This is a genomic window from Agrobacterium sp. T29, from assembly GCF_006970545.1.
Taxonomy (GTDB): Bacteria; Pseudomonadota; Alphaproteobacteria; order Rhizobiales; family Rhizobiaceae; genus Agrobacterium; species Agrobacterium leguminum.
On the sequence record NZ_CP040640.1, the window covers coordinates 2,688,895 to 2,709,310 of the forward strand.

14 protein-coding genes are annotated in these 20,416 nt (G+C 60.2%); 8 read left to right on the forward strand and 6 right to left on the reverse strand.

The features are described from left to right. Nucleotides 1-103 precede the first annotated feature (103 nt). The 8 genes from FGF54_RS13435 to FGF54_RS13470 all read left to right on the forward strand — a co-directional run bounded on the left by FGF54_RS13435 (nucleotide 104) and on the right by FGF54_RS13470 (nucleotide 8,358). A complete protein-coding gene (locus FGF54_RS13435) occupies nucleotides 104-946 on the forward strand; it encodes a fumarylacetoacetate hydrolase family protein (RefSeq protein ID WP_003521165.1) in 843 nt (280 codons plus the stop codon). Nucleotides 947-1,069: 123 nt separating this feature from the next. Then, nucleotides 1,070-2,302 carry a polyhydroxyalkanoate depolymerase gene (locus FGF54_RS13440; RefSeq protein ID WP_142779927.1) on the forward strand — a complete coding sequence of 411 codons (1,233 nt, stop codon included), beginning with the start codon at nucleotides 1,070-1,072 and terminating at the stop codon, nucleotides 2,300-2,302. A gap of 68 nt (nucleotides 2,303-2,370) precedes the next feature. After that, nucleotides 2,371-3,138: a M48 family metallopeptidase gene (locus FGF54_RS13445; protein WP_142779928.1), complete on the forward strand. Its 768-nt coding sequence runs from the start codon at nucleotides 2,371-2,373 to the stop codon at nucleotides 3,136-3,138. Between the two features lie 101 nt (nucleotides 3,139-3,239). Next, complete coding sequence (locus FGF54_RS13450) at nucleotides 3,240-3,902, forward strand: phosphoribosylanthranilate isomerase (RefSeq protein WP_003492823.1); 663 nt, start codon at nucleotides 3,240-3,242, stop codon at nucleotides 3,900-3,902. Nucleotide 3,903: 1 nt separating this feature from the next. After that, complete coding sequence (gene trpB / locus FGF54_RS13455) at nucleotides 3,904-5,124, forward strand: tryptophan synthase subunit beta (protein WP_003521170.1); 1,221 nt, start codon at nucleotides 3,904-3,906, stop codon at nucleotides 5,122-5,124. 4 nt (nucleotides 5,125-5,128) lie between these two features. Beyond that, complete coding sequence (gene trpA / locus FGF54_RS13460) at nucleotides 5,129-5,968, forward strand: tryptophan synthase subunit alpha (protein ID WP_080853285.1); 840 nt, start codon at nucleotides 5,129-5,131, stop codon at nucleotides 5,966-5,968. A 27-nt stretch (nucleotides 5,969-5,995) separates the two neighbouring features. After that, on the forward strand, nucleotides 5,996-6,892 hold the full coding sequence (gene accD, locus FGF54_RS13465; protein WP_142779929.1) for an acetyl-CoA carboxylase, carboxyltransferase subunit beta: 897 nt from the start codon (nucleotides 5,996-5,998) through the stop codon (nucleotides 6,890-6,892). Nucleotides 6,893-6,978: 86 nt separating this feature from the next. After that, a complete protein-coding gene (locus FGF54_RS13470) occupies nucleotides 6,979-8,358 on the forward strand; it encodes a folylpolyglutamate synthase/dihydrofolate synthase family protein (protein WP_210247419.1) in 1,380 nt (459 codons plus the stop codon). Nucleotides 8,359-8,405: 47 nt separating this feature from the next. Here FGF54_RS13470 and trxA read toward each other — a convergent pair whose 3' ends face one another. The 6 genes from trxA to FGF54_RS13500 all read right to left on the reverse strand — a co-directional run bounded on the left by trxA (nucleotide 8,406) and on the right by FGF54_RS13500 (nucleotide 20,377). After that, on the reverse strand, nucleotides 8,406-8,726 hold the full coding sequence (gene trxA / locus FGF54_RS13475; protein WP_003505361.1) for a thioredoxin: 321 nt from the start codon (nucleotides 8,724-8,726) through the stop codon (nucleotides 8,406-8,408). A 77-nt stretch (nucleotides 8,727-8,803) separates the two neighbouring features. Then, a complete protein-coding gene (gene addA / locus FGF54_RS13480; RefSeq protein WP_142779931.1) occupies nucleotides 8,804-12,361 on the reverse strand; it encodes a double-strand break repair helicase AddA in 3,558 nt (1,185 codons plus the stop codon). Further along, nucleotides 12,351-15,536, reverse strand: coding sequence for a double-strand break repair protein AddB (addB, locus tag FGF54_RS13485; protein WP_142779932.1), 3,186 nt, complete (start codon nucleotides 15,534-15,536; stop codon nucleotides 12,351-12,353). The genes addA and addB overlap by 11 nt, the downstream gene beginning before the upstream one ends. Then, nucleotides 15,533-16,270 carry a nucleotidyltransferase family protein gene (locus FGF54_RS13490; protein WP_142779933.1) on the reverse strand — a complete coding sequence of 246 codons (738 nt, stop codon included), beginning with the start codon at nucleotides 16,268-16,270 and terminating at the stop codon, nucleotides 15,533-15,535. The genes addB and FGF54_RS13490 overlap by 4 nt, the downstream gene beginning before the upstream one ends. Before the next feature lie 16 nt (nucleotides 16,271-16,286). Next, nucleotides 16,287-17,798, reverse strand: a complete 1,512-nt coding sequence (tsaE, locus tag FGF54_RS13495; protein WP_142779934.1) for a tRNA (adenosine(37)-N6)-threonylcarbamoyltransferase complex ATPase subunit type 1 TsaE — start codon at nucleotides 17,796-17,798, stop codon at nucleotides 16,287-16,289. Continuing rightward, on the reverse strand, nucleotides 17,795-20,377 hold the full coding sequence (locus tag FGF54_RS13500; RefSeq protein ID WP_142779935.1) for a PAS domain-containing sensor histidine kinase: 2,583 nt from the start codon (nucleotides 20,375-20,377) through the stop codon (nucleotides 17,795-17,797). Before FGF54_RS13500 ends, tsaE begins: the two co-directional genes overlap by 4 nt. Nucleotides 20,378-20,416 lie beyond the last annotated feature (39 nt).

Sequence of the window (20,416 nt, forward strand, 5' to 3'; positions counted from 1 at the left end):
AAGGAAAAGGTATTTTTCGAAACTTGGCGCAGTCAAGGGGTGACAAGTATGAATGCATCGTTCATATATGCATCACCTTGTCTGACAACCGGGAGAGAGTTCCATGAAATTGATGCGTGTCGGCCAGCCCGGCCAGGAAAAACCTGCAATCCTCGATGCGGAAGGAAAAGTCCGCGATCTGTCCGCCCATGTCAAAGACATTGGCGGCGAAGCCATTTCTCCCGAGGGCCTCAAGAAGATCGCCGCGATCGACCTCGGCACACTTCCGGTACTGAACGAAGAGCGCATCGGCGCCTGCGTTGCCGGAACGGGAAAATTCATCTGCATCGGCCTCAACTTCTCCGACCACGCCGCCGAAACGGGTGCCACCGTACCGCCGGAACCGGTCATTTTCATGAAGGCGACCTCGGCCATCGTCGGTCCGAATGACAACGTCACCATTCCGCGCGGTTCTGAGAAGACCGACTGGGAAGTCGAGCTCGGCGTCGTCATCGGCAAGACCGCCAAATATGTCTCGGAAGCCGATGCTCTCGACTATGTCGCCGGTTATTGCGTTTCGCACGATGTGTCCGAACGCGCGTTTCAGACGGAGCGTGCCGGGCAGTGGACCAAGGGCAAGTCCTGCGACACCTTTGGCCCCATCGGCCCCTGGCTGGTGACGAAGGATGAAATCGCCGATCCGCAGAATCTCGGCATGTGGCTGAAGGTGAACGGCCAGACCATGCAGGATGGTTCCAGCAAGACCATGGTTTATGGCGTCGCCCACGTTGTCTCCTATCTCAGCCAGTTCATGTCGCTGCATCCCGGCGATGTCATTTCCACCGGCACCCCTCCCGGCGTCGGCATGGGCCTGAAGCCGCCGCGTTACCTGAAGGCTGGTGATGTCGTGGAACTCGGTATCGAGGGCCTCGGTTCCCAGAAGCAGACTTTCGTCGCTGACATCTGATCGCAACGGCGTTCAACGGAAAGTGAGGCGCTGGCGGGAAACCGCCGGCGCCTTCGATTTTGTGCACCTGCGAAAAGCTGCTATGGTTGAAAAAAGAGCGTGATCGCGAGGGAGGCGTCATCAGTGTTCTACCACCTCTATGAAATGAACCATGCGGCCATGGCGCCGCTGCGCGCCGGTGCCGACATGATGCGCCAGGCATGCAACAATCCGCTCAACCCGCTTTCCAGCACGGCTTTCGGGAGAAGTCTCGATGCCGGTTTTGAGGTCTTTGAGCGCATGACGCGCCGTTACGCAAAACCGGAATTCGCTCTTTGCAGTACGATTGTTGATGGCGAGACCGTCAATGTTGTCGAAGAGACCGTCTGGTCGCGTCCGTTCTGCAATCTCGTTCATTTCAAGAAAGAACTTGATCCAGCCCGCCAGTCCGATCCGAAGGTGCTGCTGGTGGCGCCGATGTCCGGCCATTACGCCACCCTGTTGCGGGGGACGGTCGAGGCCCTGCTGCCTTCGGCGGATATCTACATCACCGATTGGGCCGACGCCCGCACCGTGCCGGTGAGTGAGGGCACCTTCGATCTCGACGATTACATCAGCTATGTCATCGAGATGCTGCGCGCGATCGGACCAGGGGCGCATGTGGTCGCCGTCTGTCAGCCATCCGTGCCGGTGCTGGCCGCCGTTTCCCTGATGGAGGCTGATGGGGATAAATTCGCGCCGGCATCCATGACGCTGATGGGCGGTCCGATCGACACCCGCATCAATCCGACGGCCGTCAATGATCTTGCCAAGGCGAAACCCATTGAATGGTTCCGCGACAATGTCGTCATGCAGGTGCCATGGCCGCAGCCCGCTTTTGGCCGCAATGTCTATCCCGGCTTCCTGCAACTCTCCGGCTTCATGTCGATGAACCTCGATAAGCACATGACAGCGCATAAGGATTTTTACCTCAACCTCGTCAAGAATGATGGCGATTCCGCTGAAAAGCACCGCGAATTCTACGATGAATATCTGGCCGTCATGGATCTGACGGCGGAGTTCTATCTGCAGACGGTGGAAACGGTTTTTATCGACCATGCGCTTCCGAAGGGGAACATGCTGCACCGGGGCAGGGCGGTCGATCCCGCCGCCATTCGCAAAGTCGCATTGTTTACGGTGGAAGGTGAGAACGACGATATTTCCGGCGTTGGCCAGACAAAGGCGGCCCATGATCTCTGCCGGAACATCCCTGAAGACAAACGCGCCCATTACATGCAGCCGGATGTCGGGCACTACGGCGTCTTCAACGGTTCGCGCTTCCGCAAGGAAATCGTGCCGCGCATGCTGGACTTCATCCGTAAACACCAGACAGCTTAAGGGTAGACGGCGGGCCATGCCGCGCATTTGCATGGCCAAGCGACGGACGAATCGGTTATGAAGAGTTCATGTTTTCGCTCCTCAGAAAATCCCTGAAATCACCGGCCCCAAAGAAGGCGCTGCCCAGCCAGCGCACCGTTGCGGTGGCGGGCAGGCAGGTGCCGATTACGGTCAGGGAAAATCCGCGCGCTACGCGCATTACGTTGCGCATCGAACCGGGTGGCCGGGCGTTGAAGCTGACGATCCCCATGGGCCTGCATCACCGCCAGGTGGATGATTTTCTGGAGAGGCATCAGGGCTGGCTGGAAGGCAAGCTTGTGAAATTCAGCGCCGACGACGGTTTGCGTCCGGGTGCGACCATCGACATTCGCGGCGTAGCCCACCGCATTGACCATAGTGGCAGCCTGCGAGGGTTGACACATGTCGCGAAAGACGCCGATGGGGTGGCCGTTCTGAAGGTCAGCGGCGCGCCGGAACATCTGAGAAGACGGATAGCGACATTCCTGAAAAAGGAAGCGAAGGCGGATCTGGAACGGCTTGTGGCTGTTCATGCACGCACCGCCGGCCGGCCGGTGCGCTCCATCAGCATGAAGGATACGCGCAGCCGCTGGGGCTCCTGTTCCCATGATGGAAACTTGAGCTTCTCATGGCGCATCGTCATGGCCCCCGAAAAGGTTATCGACTATCTCGCCGCCCATGAGGTCGCGCATCTGAGCGAAATGAACCACGGCCCGAAATTCTGGGCACTATGCGAAAAGCTCTGCCCGCACACGGAAGAAGCCAAGGACTGGCTGAAACGCCACGGTTCCAAACTTCACGCTATCGATTTCGATTGAACCTGTGGCGCGGATCGCCATCTGGATTCACGTGAAACATTCCATCGGGAATGGATGCGATTTGGCTCGACTCTTGTCGCATTTCATGTCAGGTCGCGGGTATGAAACCGGATATCAAGATTTGCGGATTGAAGACACCGGAAGCGCTGGAGCGCGCCGTCAGGCGTGGTGCGTCCCATGTCGGTTTTATTTTCTTTGAAAAGAGCCCGCGCAACATCGAGCCCGATATTGCCGGAAGGCTGGCGGAAGGTGCCCGTGGCGCCGCCAAGGTAGTTGCCGTCACCGTCAATGCCGACAATGATTATCTCGATGAAATCGTCGATCTCGTCAAACCGGACATCCTCCAGCTGCATGGCAATGAAAGCCCGGAACGGCTGCTGAACATCAAGGCGCTATATGGCCTGCCTGTCATGAAGGCGATTTCCATTCGCGATGCCGCTGATCTTGCCAAAATCGACCCTTATATTGGAATAGCCGACCGTTTTTTGCTGGATGCCAAGGCGCCCGCCGGTTCCGAGCTGCCGGGTGGTAACGGAGTCTCCTTCGACTGGACCATCCTGCGATCACTTGACGGAAGTGTGGATTACATGCTTTCCGGGGGATTGAACAAGGACAATGTCGCCGAGGCGCTGGCGGAGACCAGGGCAAGCGGACTAGATTTATCGTCCGGTGTGGAAAGCGCGCCGGGCGTCAAGGATCTGTCCATGATCGACGCATTTTTCGATGTGGTGAATGATTGGTCGAAAGGCCCAAAGGGAGCTTGAAGTGAACGACGCGCCAACACCCAATTCTTTTCGCGCTGGTCCCGATGAGGACGGCCGTTTCGGCATTTACGGAGGTCGCTTCGTTGCCGAAACGCTGATGCCGCTCATTCTGGATTTGCAGGCGGAATGGGACAAGGCCAAGACTGACCCCGCGTTTCAGGCGGAACTCAAGCATCTCGGCGCACACTATACCGGTCGTCCGAGCCCGCTTTATTTTGCGGAACGCCTGACGGCGGAACTTGGCGGCGCGAAGATCTATTTCAAGCGCGAAGAGCTGAACCATACCGGCTCGCACAAGATCAACAATTGCCTCGGCCAGATCCTGCTTGCCAAGCGCATGGGGAAGACCCGCATCATCGCCGAAACCGGTGCCGGCCAGCACGGCGTTGCCTCTGCTACTGTGGCCGCGCGCTTCGGTCTGCCCTGCGTCGTTTATATGGGCGCGACGGACGTTGCCCGTCAGGCGCCGAATGTGTTCCGCATGAAGCTCCTTGGCGCCGAAGTGAAGCCGGTGACGGCCGGCCACGGCACCCTGAAGGACGCCATGAACGAGGCCCTGCGCGACTGGGTTACCAATGTCGAGGATACCTATTATCTGATCGGCACCGCGGCCGGCCCGCATCCCTATCCGGAAATGGTCCGCGATTTCCAGGCCGTTATCGGCGAGGAAGCCAAGGCGCAGATGCTGGAGGCGGAAGGCCGCCTGCCGGATCTGGTCGTCGCGGCTGTCGGCGGTGGTTCGAACGCTATCGGCATCTTCCATCCTTTCCTCGATGACAAGAATGTCCGTATCGTCGGCGTCGAAGCCGGCGGCAAGGGTCTTTCGGGTGATGAGCATTGCGCTTCCATCACTGCCGGTTCGCCGGGCGTGCTGCATGGCAACCGCACTTATCTGCTGCAGGATGAGGACGGCCAGATCAAGGAAGGCCATTCCATATCCGCGGGCCTCGATTATCCCGGCATCGGCCCTGAACATTCCTGGCTGAACGATATCGGCCGCGTGGAATATGTGCCGATCATGGACCATGAGGCGCTGGACGCCTTCCAGATGCTGACCCGCCTTGAAGGCATCATTCCGGCTCTGGAGCCGAGCCACGCCCTGGCCGAGGTCATCAAGCGCGCGCCGAAGATGGGCAAGGATGAAATCATCCTGATGAACCTCTCCGGTCGAGGCGACAAGGATGTCCACACCGTCAGCAAGTTCCTTGGAATGGATGTATAAGATCATGACTGCACGTATGGACAAGCGCTTTGCCGATCTGCGCGCTGAAAATCGCCCGGCCCTGATTACCTATTTCATGGGCGGCGACCCGGATTTCGAAACCTCACTCGGTATCATGAAGGCCCTGCCGGAAGCCGGCGCCGATGTCATCGAACTCGGCATGCCCTTTTCCGACCCGATGGCGGATGGCCCGGCCATTCAGCTGGCCGGCCAGCGCGCGCTGAAAGGTGGCCAGACGCTGAAAACCACGCTCGATCTTGCGCGCGAGTTCCGCAAGGGAGATGACGCGACGCCGATCGTGATGATGGGTTATTACAATCCTATCTATATCTACGGCGTCGAAAAATTTCTGGACGACGCAATCGCGGCCGGCATCGATGGCCTGATCGTTGTCGATCTGCCGCCGGAAATGGACGATGAACTCTGCATCCCGGCACTCGCGCGCGGCATCAACTTCATCCGTCTGGCGACGCCGACGACGGATGGCAAGCGCCTGCCTGCCGTCCTTAAAAATACCTCAGGTTTCGTCTACTACGTCTCGATGAACGGTATCACCGGTTCAGCACTTCCCGATCCCTCGTTGATCTCGGGCGCTGTCGGTCGTATCAAGGCGCATACGGAACTGCCGGTCTGTGTCGGTTTCGGTGTTAAAACGGCGGATCATGCAAAAGCGATCGGTGCCGTTGCGGATGGCGTTGTGGTCGGTTCGGCCATCGTCAACCAGATTGCGGGCAGCCTGACCAAGGACGGGCAGGCGACCGCCGATACCGTGCCGGCCGTTACGACGCTGGTAAAAGGACTTTCAACGGGCGTGCGTGCATCGCGCCTTGCCGCTGCGGAATAAGCGCGCGGCCCAGTCAGGAGTAGACAGTTGAACTGGATCACCAATTACGTACGGCCCCGGATCAATTCCATGCTTGGCCGCCGCCCGGAGGTTCCGGAGAACCTGTGGATCAAGTGCCCGGAAACGGGCGAGATGGTCTTCCACAAGGACCTGGAAGATAACAAGTGGGTCATCCCGGCTTCCGGCTACCATATGAAGATGCCGGCCAAGGCACGTCTTGCCGATCTTTTCGATGGCGGTGTCTATGAAGCCCTGCCGCAGCCGAAGGTGGCGCAGGACCCCTTGAAGTTCCGCGATTCCAAAAAATACACCGACCGCCTGCGCGACAGCCGCACGAAGACCGAGCAGGAAGACACGATCCTTGCTGGCGTCGGCCACTTGAAGGGCCTGAAGATCGTGGCCGTCGTGCATGAATTCCAGTTCATGGGCGGTTCGCTCGGCATTGCCGCCGGCGAAGCCATCGTCAAGGCCTTCGAGCGTGCCATTTCCGAGCGTTGCCCGCTCGTGATGTTCCCGGCCTCGGGCGGCGCGCGCATGCAGGAAGGCATTCTGTCGCTGATGCAGCTGCCACGTACCACGGTTGCGGTGAACATGCTGAAAGAAGCCGGCATGCCCTACATCGTGGTTCTGACGAACCCCACGACGGGCGGCGTCACGGCCTCCTACGCCATGCTGGGCGATGTGCATATCGCCGAGCCGGGCGCCGAGATTTGCTTTGCAGGCAAGCGCGTGATCGAGCAGACCATTCGCGAAAAGCTTCCCGAAGGCTTCCAGACCTCGGAATATCTGCTGGAACACGGCATGGTGGACATGGTGATCGACCGTCGCGAAATTCCCGACACGCTGGCCAATCTGCTCAAGATCATGACCAAAGCGCCTGCTGGGAATGCAAATGCGGTCGTCCCGCTGGCCGCTTCGGCCTGAGGAAAAAAATATGTCGCCCGGAGGCATAAATTGCCTTCGGGATGATGCTATACGTTGCATGATTTCATCTTTGGTGCGGCGGACAAATGGCAAGCAAAACGCCTGAAAGGCGAACGGAAGACATGACGAAGCCCGCGATCGGTGAGGCCGAGAAGATCATCGAAGAGCTGATGCAGCTCCACCCCAAGGGGTTCGATCTTTCGCTCGACAGAATTTCCCGTCTTCTTGAAAAACTCGGCAATCCCCAGAACAGGATGCCACCTGTTATCCATGTTGCGGGCACCAACGGTAAAGGTTCCGTCACGGCCTTTTGCCGAGCGCTTCTAGAGGCGGCAGGTCTTTCCGTTCACGTCCATACATCTCCACATCTGGTGAACTGGCACGAACGTTATCGTATCGGCGTTTACGGAGAAAAAGGCCGTTATGTCGAGGATACCGTCTTTGCGGATGCGTTGCGCCGTATTGAAGCTGCCAATGCAGGCCAGACGATCACGGTTTTCGAAATCCTGACTGCTGCGATGTTCGTGCTATTTGCGGAACAGCCCGCCGATGCCGCCGTCGTTGAGGTTGGTCTGGGTGGACGTTTCGATGCGACCAATGTGATCAACAATCCGGCCGTCTCCGTCATCATGCCGATTTCGTTGGATCATCAGGCCTATCTCGGCGACCGGGTGGAGCTGATCGCGGCGGAAAAGGCCGGTATCATGAAGTCCGGTTCCCCCGTCGTCATCGGCCATCAGGAATATGATGCGGCGCTCGAAACGCTTGTCGCCACGGCGGAGCGGCTCGGTTGCCCGGTATCGGTCTATGGGCAGGATTTTTCCGCCCATGAGGAATTCGGCCGCATGGTCTATCAGGATGAGTTCGGCCTGGCCGATGCGCCGCTGCCGCGTCTTCCCGGCCGCCATCAGCTTGCCAATGCCGCCGCCGCGATCCGCGCCGTCAAGGCCGCCGGTTTCGAGGTGACGGAACGGATGATCGAAAAAGCCATGACCTCCGTGGAATGGCCCGGCCGTCTGCAGCGCATCCTGACTGGCAAAATCGCTGAAATGGCCCCGAAGGATTCGGAAATCTGGATCGATGGCGGTCATAACCCCGGCGCGGGCGAAGTCATTGCCGAAGCGATGGCCGGCTTTGAGGAAAAGACGCCACGCCCACTGTTCATCATTGCAGGCATGATCAATACCAAGGATCCGGTGGGCTATTTCAAGGCCTTCGCCGATATTGCCGAATATGTCTTCACCGTGCCGATTGGCGGCACCGATGCGGCGATCGATCCCGTCGTGCTTGCTCATGCGGCCTTCGATGCCGGTCTCGTGGCGGCCCCCACCTCGTCTCTCACGCATGCTCTGGAAGAGCTGTCGCGCCGCTTCGACCCCGAAGGACCGGCGCCGCGCATCCTGATCGGCGGCTCGCTTTATCTTGCCGGCAACGCGCTTGCCTTCAACGGCACGGTTCCCCAATAAAAAAGCCCGGCATCGCTGCCGGGCTTTTTTCATTCCACTGATATTGCTTATGCGGCGCCCGAAATCCAGGCGGACAGCGCTGTCTTGGGAGCAGCGCCAACCTTGATGTCGGCCACTTCGCCGCCCTTGAACATGGCGAGCGTCGGGATGGAACGCACGCCGAACTGGGCAGCCAGTTCCGGGTTTTCGTCGATGTTGAGCTTCGCGACCTTGACCTTGCCGGCAAGCTCGGACGAAATTTCCTCAAGGCTCGGCGCGATCATCTTGCACGGGCCACACCATTCGGCCCAGAAATCCACCACGACGGGTTCGGCGGATTCGAGGACTTCGGACTGGAAGTTGGCGGCATCGACTTTTACGGTAGCCATATCTGGCTCTCCTTTCAGCTAAACTTTTCCGCTATCGATGTGATGCGGGCGCGTCGGAATTTCAATGCCCCGGTATCTCACTTTGTCTTTATTGCGGCAAGAGCCTGCGTCATTGCATCATCGTCAACCCGCATAAAAGCGGCATTTTCCGTATAGATCAGCGCGCAGACAAATTCCTTGCCGGGATAGAGCGGTGCAAGAATTTCGCGATAAATGGCAAGCTGCGCGGTGTGGGAGAAAGGTATCTCGCGTGCCGTGCGCGGCGGAACCCGGTTCGTCTTGTAGTCGACCAGAATAACGCGATCACCATCCACCGCCAGCCGGTCGACACGGCCGGACACGGCATAGTGCTGCCGGCCGATGGTCATCGTACCCATGATGGAGATTTCCGCGCGGCTATTGGCGGAAAAGGCCGGTTGCACCGCCGGTTCGGAGATGACCCGCAGAACCGCCCGGATCAAATGCTCACGTTCGGCCGCGGGCCAGAAACGGGCCGCTCGCTCCGCATAGCGGCGGGCAGCCTCCTCCCGCTCCGCCTCGGCAAAATCCGGCAGTGCCTGCAACATGCGATGCACCAGCCGGCCGCGCTGTAGCGCCAGCGAAGAGACATCGGCTTTCTCGCCAAAAAGCGGCGAACGCACGGCAAGATCATCCGCACCGTCATCGATGATGGTGCCTGCACCGGAGGGGCTGAGCGGCCTTGGCAAGGAGGGCAGGGCAGGCAGGGGAGCAAGCAGCCCGGGCGGAAGAGTATATTCTTCGTCCAGCTGCTTTTCCGGCAGCCTTTGCGGAAGAGATGTCGCGCGAGCCTCGGATTTACGCCAGACAAGCCCCTGCCATTCCTCGCCATCGGCCGTGAAAAGCTGTGGCTTGCAATGGTCTTCATTGTTGGCAAGCGCCGCCTTGACGATGGCATGCCAGCATTCTGGATTTTCCTTCTGACCGCGATAACCGCAGACGACGAGGTGATCGGCGGCCCGCGTCATCGCCACATAAAGCAGCCGTCGATATTCGTCTTCGGCGGCCGTCTTCAGCCGTTCCTCGTCCGAGCGAATGAGATGGTTTGAAAAGCCGCTGCCGGGCAGCCAGACCGGGAAGGCGTCCTCGCCCGCTTCGACGAAGCGCAGTTTCGGCACATGGCTGTGATTGAAGGCCTTCGAACCGCCATCGACGACAAAAACCACCGGCGCTTCCAGGCCCTTGGAGGCGTGCACGGTCATGATGCGCACTTCGCCGCGATCCTTGTCCTGCTCGCGTTTCACTTCCGGTGAATCGGTTTCCAGAACGGAGAGAAAGGCCTGGAGGCCAGGCAGACCGGTTCTTTCGTGGTCCAGCGCAAAGGACAGGAACTCATCCAGAACGTCGCTCGCCTCATTGCCAAGCCGGCCGAGAAATTTTTTGCGCCCGTCATGCAGGGTCAGGACCGCTGCAAAGAAATCATGCACGGTGGCCGTTTTGGAAAGCGCGATGAAACCTTCCAGCTTGGCGGTAACGGTGGAAAGGTGGCTATTCTCTTCCTGCGAAAGGATTTGCAGCCGTTTCCAGACGCTTTCCGTTTCCGATCGCATGGCGGCGATGTTGAAAACGTCATCTTCGGTCAGGTTGAAGAGCGGGCTCTTCAACAGTGCGGCGAGCGAAAGATCGTCTTCGGGCAGGACCACGAAATGTCCGAGCGCCAGAAGATCCTGCACGGCAATGTGGTCCGTCAGGCGAAGGCGGTCGGCGCCGGCAACGGGAATATTCTTGCGTCGTTTCAGCTCGCGCGTCAGCGCATTGACAAAGGCATGGCGTTTTCTGACGAGAACCAGAATATCGCCGGGCTCCACGGCACGCTCGACGCCCTTTTCGATGATGGTCTCGCTTCCGATCATATAGGCGATGCGCGCGGCAATCCGGTGGGCGACGATGGTGGCCGGCGCGCTTTCCCGCAGCGCATCGAAGGGCGCTGTCCAATCCTCTTCGTCTTCGGTTGTTTCCGGCGCCACCATGTCCCACACCTCCACGGTGCCGGGATGGCCGGCGCGGTTGGATCGGTGTTCCACCGGCTCGTTATCGGCACTGAGGCCGCTGGCGTTATTCGGGTCGGAAAAGACCTGATCGACGGCGGCCAGCACATCCTCTGTGGACCGGAAAGAAAGCGGAAGGCGGATGCGGTGAAAGGCCTGCTCGACGGAATCGACGCGCTTTTTGGTTTCTTCGCGCTCCTGCGAAAACCGTTCCGGCCGGGCGCCCTGGAATGAATAGATCGACTGTTTTTCATCGCCCACGGCAAAAAGCGTGCGCCGTCCCAGGCGGGCGCTCTCGCCGGTGAAGAAATCCGCCGCCAGCGACTGGATGATCGACCATTGCACCGGGCTGGTATCCTGCGCCTCATCAACGAGAATATGGTCGATGCCCTGATCCAGCTTGTAATGCACCCAGGCGCCCGCCGTATCACGGTTGAGAAGGTTGGCCGCGCGCTCGATCAGGTCTTCAAAATCGAGCTGGCTTCGCTGTTTCTTCAGGTCTTCGAAATCGCCGATCAGCCTTACGGCCAGAACTAGGGCACATTTTGTCGCCGCCAGCATCCGCACCAGACGATAACGGTTGCGGCAGAAAACGACATGGTCCCGCGCCAGCGTCAGCGCATCGAGAAGTTCGGGGGCGGATTTCTGCATGCCCTTGTTGATGACATAGGCATCCGATTTCTTTTCGCCCTTGGCTGTCAGCAGCGCCGCTTCGATGAATTCCATCCGCCGCACGGGGTCCGACTGTCGTTTTGCCTCCCTGAGAGCATAAGCGACATCGATGACGCGTGATCCACCCACCTCGTCGGCAAGGGTGAGATACTTATCGAGCGCAAGGCCTGAGAGGTCGGGCAGAGGCCAGAAGGCTGCTGCCGCGGTTTCTTCGGTTTCCCCATCTGCGATCTGCATCGCCTGCCGCAACCGCACATCGATGCCGCCCGACTGTTTGGCGTCCAGAAGAAAGGCGCGAAGGGCGCTGCGATTGGCGATGATGGCGGAGAGCAGCGATTCGAGTCCGCTTTCGTCGGCGAGATCGAGCACATAAGCGAGTGATTGCGCGAGCTCCGCGTCCCGCTCCGTCGAAACCGCTGTCAGAAGCGAACGGCGTGCTTCGGCGAGCAGCGTGGTTGCGGCGCGGTCGTCAAGAACGGAAAAATGGCCGGCGACATTGGCTTCCAGCGGGAACTGATGCAGCAACGCCTCGCAGAAGGCGTGGATCGTCTGGATTTTCAACCCGCCCGGCGTTTCCAGCGCCTTGGCAAACAGCCTTCGCGCTTCGGCAAGCTTGATGCGATCCGGCGCCTTGCCCTCGATGGCGGCGATGCGGTCCTTGAGGTCGGAATCCGGCAAAGTCGCCCATTCCGCCAGACGGTCGAAGACACGGCTGGACATTTCCGACGCCGCGGCCTTGGTATAGGTAAGGCACAAAATCGCCGAGGGTCGGCAGCCGGCCAGAAGCAGGCGGATGACGCGCTGGGTCAGAACATGGGTCTTGCCGGAGCCGGCATTGGCCGACACCCAGGCAGAGCTTGCGGGATCGGAGGCAAGCCGCTGCCGGGCGCTGGTCCAGTCGATCCAGCTTTCAGGCGTATCGGCGGCGGGGCCGGCATCGAAGGGATCAATCGTCATCGCCGTCTCCCGGTTCTGCCGTCGACCATTCCGAAACGCGGGCGAGGTGGTCATATTCCCCGCCATAGGATTGCTGCTCTTCCGGCACGAGGCGGGAGGCGAAACCGTTTTCGCCGTCACGCAGGGAATGAACGAATTTGGTGAGCTGTTCGATCGATTCCGTCGCGAGCTCAATCGCCGATTTCGGCGGTCTTTTGCCGCTTCGGCTGGAATGTTCGTTATTGACCTGATCGGCAAAAAAACGCTCGCCAGGCCGTAGACGAACATAGATCAGGTTTTCCGGTGTGGGCGAACCGGCTTCGCGGAAGGCGCCGCGCATCAGTGCCGCCGCCTCCAGCGCAAGCTGCGGATCGAGCAGCGCGCGCGCCTGATTGACGGAAGGCGCAAGCCCCGTCTTGTAGTCGATAATATCCGCCTGACCGTTTGTCTTGATGTCGATGCGGTCGGCTATTCCCGTCAGCCTTATGCCCGCTTCGGCAATTTCCTGCCCGGCGCGCGCCTCGTAGAAGCTGTGGCGAATGGATGGATGCCGTTCTTTTTCCCAGTCGATGAAGGCGCGTGCTACCGCTGCAAAACGCGGCCGCCAGATGACATCTACATGGGGAGGCAGGTTTTCCGCATCGAAACATTCGTCCAGAATGCGCTGCATGGCCACAAGCGAGACCGCTGTGCCGGGAATATGTCCCTCACGGGAATAGCGCTCGATAATCGCGTGATAGAGCGTGCCGCGATCGGCGGCGTTCGGATCGCGATTGAAGGGGTCGAGCGGGTCCAGCTTCAGGATGCGTCGCGCATAGATCGAATAGGGATCGCGACGCAGCCGCCCCACTTCGCTGAAGGAATAGCGCGTCGGCTGCAACTCGGCTGGCGGTTTCGGGGCAGGGCGCTTTGCCGCTTCCTGATCGATGCTTTCATCCATCAATCCCGCCCAATGGCGATAGGTCTCGCCGCGCTTCCTGAGTCTATCGGCAAAATCCTCGCCGCCCAGCGCCAGAAGACGCTGCAGCCAGCGTGAGGCAACAGCGGGCGTTGAGCCCTGCCTCAGCGCGCGGGTGTAAAAAATCTGCCGGGTGCCATTTGCCATCTCAAAATCATGCGCAAGCTGGCCGATACGCCGTTCCGGCGGCTCCAGTCCGATGGCGGTCTTCATGGTGCGGGACAGGAATGGATTATTCGCCGTCTGGCCCGGCCAGAGCCCTTCATTGAGACCACCGATGACAACGGTATCGACGCTTTGCAGCCGTGCCTCAAGCGCGCCGAAGATGAAAATGCGCGGATGACGCATCGATCTTGGCTTGATCGATTCACCGGCTACCAGCGCCGCAAAAATATCGACCCATTGCGGTCCATCCGCATCGAGGATTTCGCCGCTTTCCATCAGCTCGCCGAACAGCTCGGAAAGCTTGTCTCCCGCTTCACCGGACCAGAGCGCGGCAAGATCGCTGTTTTCATCCGCACAGATGGCTTCGATCACGCGGCCCGTACGCTCCGCCCAAACGGACAGCGGCAATTTATCGGTGAAGGCGCGGCCGGACCGATCTCTGCGGACAAAGGCGGAACCGAGGGGCTCGGTCGCAACGGCAATCCGCCGTGCCAGATCGCGCGCGGCCTCCGCGCTCGTCTCCGGCAGCGCCAGCCGCCAGGCCGGCGGGTGCCGGTCATCGCGCTGCGCCAGAAGCTGCGCCTCCAGAACCGCTTCCAGATTGCCGATTTCGGTCTCCACACGGCCGCCGCGCAGCGCGATCAGCTCCAGCGCTTTGGAGGCTTTCGCGAAAGCTTCATCGGAAAGCCCGAAGCGGCTAAGCGGATGTTTCAGAAGGGAAATGATCGGCACCGGGTCGCCGGGCCTCAGGATCGCTTCCAGCGCCAGTTGCGTCAGCCCCGCTTGTGGGGTGGCGGAAAGCGGCGTACCGGCCGAGTCGTCGGCTTCGATGCCGAAGCGCTGCAACTCCGTCGCCACGCGCCGCGCCAGTCTGCGGTCTGGGGTTATCAGCGCCGCCTGCGACGGACGCCCAGCGCCGGGCGCTTCAAGCGCCAGCCGCAAAGCCACCGCGATGGCTGTTGCCTCCTCGCGCTCATTGGCGGCTTCTATCAGCGTGGCCGTTGCGAAGGCGTCGTCGAAAAAGCCGGGTTCCCTGTCCTCGCGCCAGCGATTCCAGTCGCTGGTGGATTTGGCCGGCGCGAGTGCGGCCGAAAACACGGCCGCGCGCTTTTCCAGATCGCTATCGATGGCGCCGATCTGAACCACATCGTCGCGCAGGATGCCGAGCTTCTGCAGCAGCATATAAAGCCCGTATTGCGAGTGGGTGCGGCTCGAAGGATCGGTAGGGTCCTCGGCGATTGCCTCCCATTGCTCCTCCGGCATGGCAAGGTCTAGCCCCGGAAGCACGACGGTGCCCTGGGGCAGGGCCGCAACGGCGGCGATGAGATCGGCTGCGGCAGGAATGGAACCCGTCGACCCGGCGACAATGATCGGTCCCGTATCCGGCAAATTGGCAAGCCGGTTCGCTTCCGCCCGCAGGATGGCGTTGCGATGCCGGCGGGCCGAGGAACGGTTGAGTTCGGCAAGCCGCGCCGGCCAGAAGACGCTGGCGATCCGCAGGAAATCCGCCGTCAGCTGCCACCATTGGGCATGATCGCCAGTATCGAGATGCTGAAGCGCTTCCCAGTCCTTTTCTTCCGTATCCATCGCATCGATCACCTCGCCAAGCGCACGCGCCAGCCATATGGCGTCTGCGGGGCTGGCGGGGGCGACGAGCGGCGAATCCGAGTGAATCGCCCGGATGGCGTCCGGCAGGCTGTTGCGCCAGGCGAGAATGAGACGCGCCAGTTCGATCAGCCGGCCGGTGCCGGAAATCGGCGGCGCCAAATCCATGATTTCAGGATTTTCGATCTCGAAAAAGCCGCTGTCGTCATCCGTTTCGCCGAGCGGCCGGATCACCGGCAGAATGGCGGACCGGCCGCCCAGAAGATCGACGAATTCGGAGCGCAGCACACGGGCGGAGCGCCGCGTCGGCACATAGATCGTCACCTTGGCAAGCGACAGCGGATCGGCTGGATCGTATTTATAGCCGGCTGTCAGTGTCCCGTCACACAGCGTTTCCGCGAGCGTCTTGAGGAACGGCGTTCCTGCAGCGATCGTCAGAACGCGCTTTGCGTGGTGGGTGAGCGTCATGCAGAGCGTTTTTCCCTGAATTGGCGGATAATGCTTTCAGCATCTTCTATCGCATCCGGCGTGCCGACGGTGATCCAGTGGCCATCCAGAGAAAGCCCGAAAAGCCGGTCTCTTTCAATGGCGCGGTCGAAATAGATATTGAGGTTGAAGGCATCCACCGGCGCATCGTCCAGCAGTCGCGAATCCATGGCGATGGCTCCGGCATAAACCACGGGGTCCGGATCGCCATCGCGATACCGCGTCAGTTTTCCATCGGCGGAGAGGTTGAAATCCCGCTTGCCATTGTGCCCGGTGGTGCGGTCCATGTCGACGCAGAGCAGCGCCATGTCCATTCGGGTCGGGTCGAAGAATTGCGCAAGCTTGCGCAGGTTGCTGACCGCATTCAGCTGCTCGCCAATCCAGAAGAGATCGGCATTCATGACGAAGACCGGGCCGGGTTCCAGAAGCTTCAGGCCCTTGGCAAGACCGCCGCCGGAATTCATCAGTTGCGTCCGCTCGTCGGAAATCAGGATTTCGGCGTCGGTGCGCTGCTCAAGATGGGCGACCATCTGTTCCGCGTGGTGGTGCACATTGACGACAATGGTTTCCGCACCGGCTTCGACAAGGGCGTCGAGCGCATAATCGATCATCGGCTTGCCCGCGATCTGGACGAGCGGCTTCGGGATCGTATCCGTGATCGGGCGCATCCGCGTGCCAAGCCCGGCGGCCAGCACCATCGCATTTTTAATCGTCATCGTGGTCAACCGTCTTTCAGTCGTCGAATTCCATGCCCATGCGCAGGCACCAGTCTTTGAGCGGTGCGAGTTCCGGATGCGAAAGCGCTGCACTGAGATAGCGGAACGTCCTCGGCATATGTTTCATATAACCGGGTTTTCCGTCCCGTTCCAACAGCCTCACCCAGATACCGGCGAGCTTGCAGTTGCGTTGCGCCGACATGATGGCGAAAGCCTTGAGGAAAGCAGCCTCATCGAAAGAGGGCTCGCTTCTCCTGCTGTCGAGATAGTGCGAAAGCAGGCGTGCCTGCAATTCGGGTGAGATGGTGACACGGGCGTCCTGCATGATGGAGGCAAGATCGTATGCGCTCGGACCGATCATCGCGTCCTGATAATCGATCAGGCCGACCTGCCGGACGCCGCTATTCTGCGCCTGCCAGAGAATATTTGGCGAATGGAAATCGCGCAGCAGAAGGCCGGTTTCGCAGCCGGCGAGCGCGTCGATCAGCCTGTCCCACAGGGCGTAATAGTCGTTCTTCTCGCTATCGGAGAGCGGTGTGCCGCGTTTATGCGGCAGATACCATTCCGCCAGCAGCGAAACCTCGATCTTCATCGCCTGGCGGTCGAACGGGGGAACCTCATAGGCGCTGCCGTCACCCACCGGCAGCAGGCCGGGTCGCGGGGCCTGATGGAGTGCGGCAAGGCAGGCGACGCTTTGCAGATAGCGGTCCTCTATCGGCGTTCCGTCAGGTGCAAGTACCCCATCCCGCCCGAGGTCCTCCAGCAACAGAATACCCTGATCGATATCCGCCGCCAGAATCTCAGGGGCGCAAAGGCCGTTGTTTCGAAGATAATTGCCGATCGCGACGAAGGAGCGGGCGTCCTGGGCAAGATGGGCGATTTCCGCGTAGGTCTTGCCATCCGCGATGATTGCACCCTTCAGGGGACGCCGCCAATCCATAAGGATAAGGTTCGGGCCGTCAGTGGAAACGGTCTCATAGGCGCGTGTTGAGGCGTCACCGCTCAGGAAACGCCGGGCCGCGTCGCCCTTACCATTTTTCGCAAGAAACGCGCGGATGGCGAAAACCCGTTCAAGCCGTGCTTTCAGCTTTGTCGGAGCCTCGATGGAGGCGAGCCGCCCTTCGCCGGAATGCGTCAGCCGGAGCGTGACGGTCTGCTCCGGCGGCAGAATCTCGGCGGCTATATCCGGCCACTCGATCAGGCAGATGCCATCCTCCAGCATCTCATCGATGCCGAGTTCGTCCAGTTCCGAAACATCCGAAAGCCGGTAGAGATCGAGATGGGCGACTGGAATGCGGGCGGCATAGGTCTGGACGATCGTGAAGGTGGGGCTTGGAACTTCAAGATCCGGCTCGTCCGCCATTGCCCGGATGAAGGCGCGGGCAAGCGTCGATTTGCCGGCGCCAAGATCGCCGATGAGTGCGAGACAATCGCCGGGTTTCAAAGCCAGCGCAAGGTCTTCACCGAGCCTGATGGTGTCCTTTTCTCCCGCAAGGGGAATGGTGATCGGCAAGATGTCTTCGCTCATTCTGCGGCGATGGAATGCGGCCGTGTGCCGGAAGGAATGCGGCAGGTGACGATGGTGCCGTTGCCGGGCCGGCTGTCGATGCTGACCGTGCCATGATGCAGGCTGACGAAGCTTTCCACGATGGAAAGACCAAGCCCCGCACCGGTTCGCCGCCCGCCATTGCCGCGCGTCGCGAAGCGGTCGAACACGCTCTTCAGCATGTCCTCAGGAATGCCCGGACCCTTATCCGCCACCGAGAACACGAAGTCGCCTTCGCTGCGCTGGCAGGAAAGCTGCACGGAGGAACCTTCGGGTGCGAAATTGATAGCATTGGTCAGGAGCTTGATGAGAATCTGCTTCAGCCGCTGATGATCGGCCACCAGACTGCCGAGATGGGCGGGTGCAACGATCTCGAGCGAAATACCGCTCTCCTGCAGTCGGTCGGCGATCTGCACCGAAACGTCTTCAAGCAATTCGTTCAGATCGTTTTCCGAATAATTGAGCTGCATGATGCCGGCATCGACGGTCGCGAGATCGAGAATATCGTTGACGATGGTCAGGAGCACCGAGGACGACGTGGAAATATGGTCGAGATATTCCGCCTGCCGTTCCGTCAATTGGCCGATGCCGGGTGTCTTGAGGAGATCGGTGAAGCCGATGATATTCGTCAGCGGCGAACGCAGCTCGTAGGAAACATGCTGCACGAAATCGTTCTTAAGCTCGTCGGCCTTCAGAAGCGCATCGTTCTTTTCTTTCAGCGCCCGCTCGGCCCGCACGCTGTCGGTCATGTTGACGAAGGTCAGCATGGTCTGCGCATCCGGCAGCGGGATGATGGCGTAGTCGAGCACGAGGCCGGAAAGCAGTTCCAGCGTGCCTTGCCGCGACGGCCGCTCATCGTCGAAGCTGGTGATGAACTGGCTGAAGGCGCGCCAGCCGTCCGGCCTGTCATAGGATTGCGTGCAGGCGGTTTCGATGGCGCGGATATGGGTGCCGGTCTCGGCCTGTTCCGCGGTCACGCCCCAGAGCGCCCGGAATGCCGGATTGGACAGGCGAATGCGCCCATCGGCGCCGAACACGGCCACACCTTCGGCCAGATGGTCGATGGTTTCGCCCTGCACCTTTACCAGCGTGTTGTAGCGCATCTGCAGATCGACCTGTTCGGTCAGGTTCTCGAAGACCCAGGTTGCGCCGCCCTGCGGATGGGCAGTCGCGATAACCCGAAGCGTCTGGCCGTTGGGCAGGTGCCAGAGATCGGTCTTGGTATCCAGCGAACGGTAGACGGAAAGCGCCGTCTCCTTCCAGTTCTTCCAGTTCAGCTGCTCCGGCAATTTGCCGGCGGTGCGCAGCCTGTCCAGAAGTTCGGAATTGTCAGGGCTGGATTCGAGGAAAACGAGATCGAGACCCCAGAGAGCCGCAAAAGCCTGATTATAGAATTGCAGCCGCTGCCGGCCGTCGAAAATGGCGACAGGCGTTGCCAGATGATCGAGCGTTTCGGCGTGGCTCTTCAGAACCCGCTTGAGTTCCTCGCCGATGGTCTCGGCCTCGGTGGCATCGATGGCAATGCCAGCAGAGCCGCCCGCCGTCTTGATGTCGACAACGTCAAAGAAGGTGCGGTTTCCGGAAACCACCGTCGAAATACGGTCGTGATAGGGCGATTCCGGTGTCGCGGCCGCGCGTATCTTCTGCCGGGTAACCGTGTTCAGCAGTTCGCGTTTTTCATGAACGGCCTGTTCGGTGTCACGGGCATCCACCGCCTGCGCATAGGCGTGGTTAACCCAGATGAGGTCACCTTCGCCATTGCGCCGCCAGACGGGCTGCTCGATGGAATCGAGAAGTTCCTGAAAGGTCGAGACGGAAGCGATCAGGCGCTCGCGCTCCACCTGCAATTCGGCGAGTTCGGCGCGCAGATTGTTGAGGGCAATAAACCGCGCAAAGGCATTGCCCCCGGAAACCCGGCCCTGCACTTCGATGACTTCGCCGCGCTGCGTCTCGATGGTCAGGTCGAAACTCTGGGCATGGCTGCGGAGTTTTTCGATGGATTTATCAAGCTGGCTTGCGGATGCCGGTTTCAGCCAGCGGCCAAAGGCCAGAAAATCCTGATCCGCCAGCGGCACACCCGTCTCGGCCGGCAGCTGTCCCAGAAATTCGGGCCGTTTGTCCGCGCCATCCCAGATGACGATGCGGCGGCTCTTGTCGGAAATCAACGCTTCGTATTTCGCGATCTTGTGGTGGGACTGGGCAAGCGCCTGTCGGTATTCGCTGCTTTCCGCCTCGATATTACCGCGCTGGCGCACCAGCCAGACGACGGAAAACAGCGTTGCCGAAAGCATGCCGACGAAAAGCGAATAGGTGATGGTTTCTCCGGATGAGAACAACCGCGCGCCGGTCTTTGCCACAAGGCCGTCCTGGGCCATCACAACGGTTGTCGAGCCGGCCAGAACCGTGCCCGACATCAGGACAGGAAGCCTCGCAAAGCCTGTCTGAACCGCACTGACGACCTGCCGGCAACGCGCAAGAGCCGCGCTCAATGCCACGCCCGCTTGCGTGTTTTCAACGCGTTGAACTGTCTGCTTGCGCAGATCCGAATTTTGAACCGACATCCCCGGTCTGTCTCCGTCCTATGTGCCGCATCTTCGACA

Coding starts and splice junctions, on each gene's coding strand:
- tsaE (WP_142779934.1), bottom strand. CDS start 17,798: ATGAGCGAAGACATCTTGCCGATCACCATTCCCCTTGCGGGAGAAAAG.
- trpA (WP_080853285.1), top strand. CDS start 5,129: ATGACTGCACGTATGGACAAGCGCTTTGCCGATCTGCGCGCTGAAAAT.
- FGF54_RS13445 (WP_142779928.1), top strand. CDS start 2,371: ATGTTTTCGCTCCTCAGAAAATCCCTGAAATCACCGGCCCCAAAGAAG.
- FGF54_RS13470 (WP_210247419.1), top strand. CDS start 6,979: ATGGCAAGCAAAACGCCTGAAAGGCGAACGGAAGACATGACGAAGCCC.
- FGF54_RS13435 (WP_003521165.1), top strand. CDS start 104: ATGAAATTGATGCGTGTCGGCCAGCCCGGCCAGGAAAAACCTGCAATC.
- FGF54_RS13450 (WP_003492823.1), top strand. CDS start 3,240: ATGAAACCGGATATCAAGATTTGCGGATTGAAGACACCGGAAGCGCTG.
- FGF54_RS13490 (WP_142779933.1), bottom strand. CDS start 16,270: ATGACGATTAAAAATGCGATGGTGCTGGCCGCCGGGCTTGGCACGCGG.
- FGF54_RS13500 (WP_142779935.1), bottom strand. CDS start 20,377: ATGTCGGTTCAAAATTCGGATCTGCGCAAGCAGACAGTTCAACGCGTT.
- addA (WP_142779931.1), bottom strand. CDS start 12,361: ATGACGATTGATCCCTTCGATGCCGGCCCCGCCGCCGATACGCCTGAA.
- trxA (WP_003505361.1), bottom strand. CDS start 8,726: ATGGCTACCGTAAAAGTCGATGCCGCCAACTTCCAGTCCGAAGTCCTC.
- addB (WP_142779932.1), bottom strand. CDS start 15,536: ATGACGCTCACCCACCACGCAAAGCGCGTTCTGACGATCGCTGCAGGA.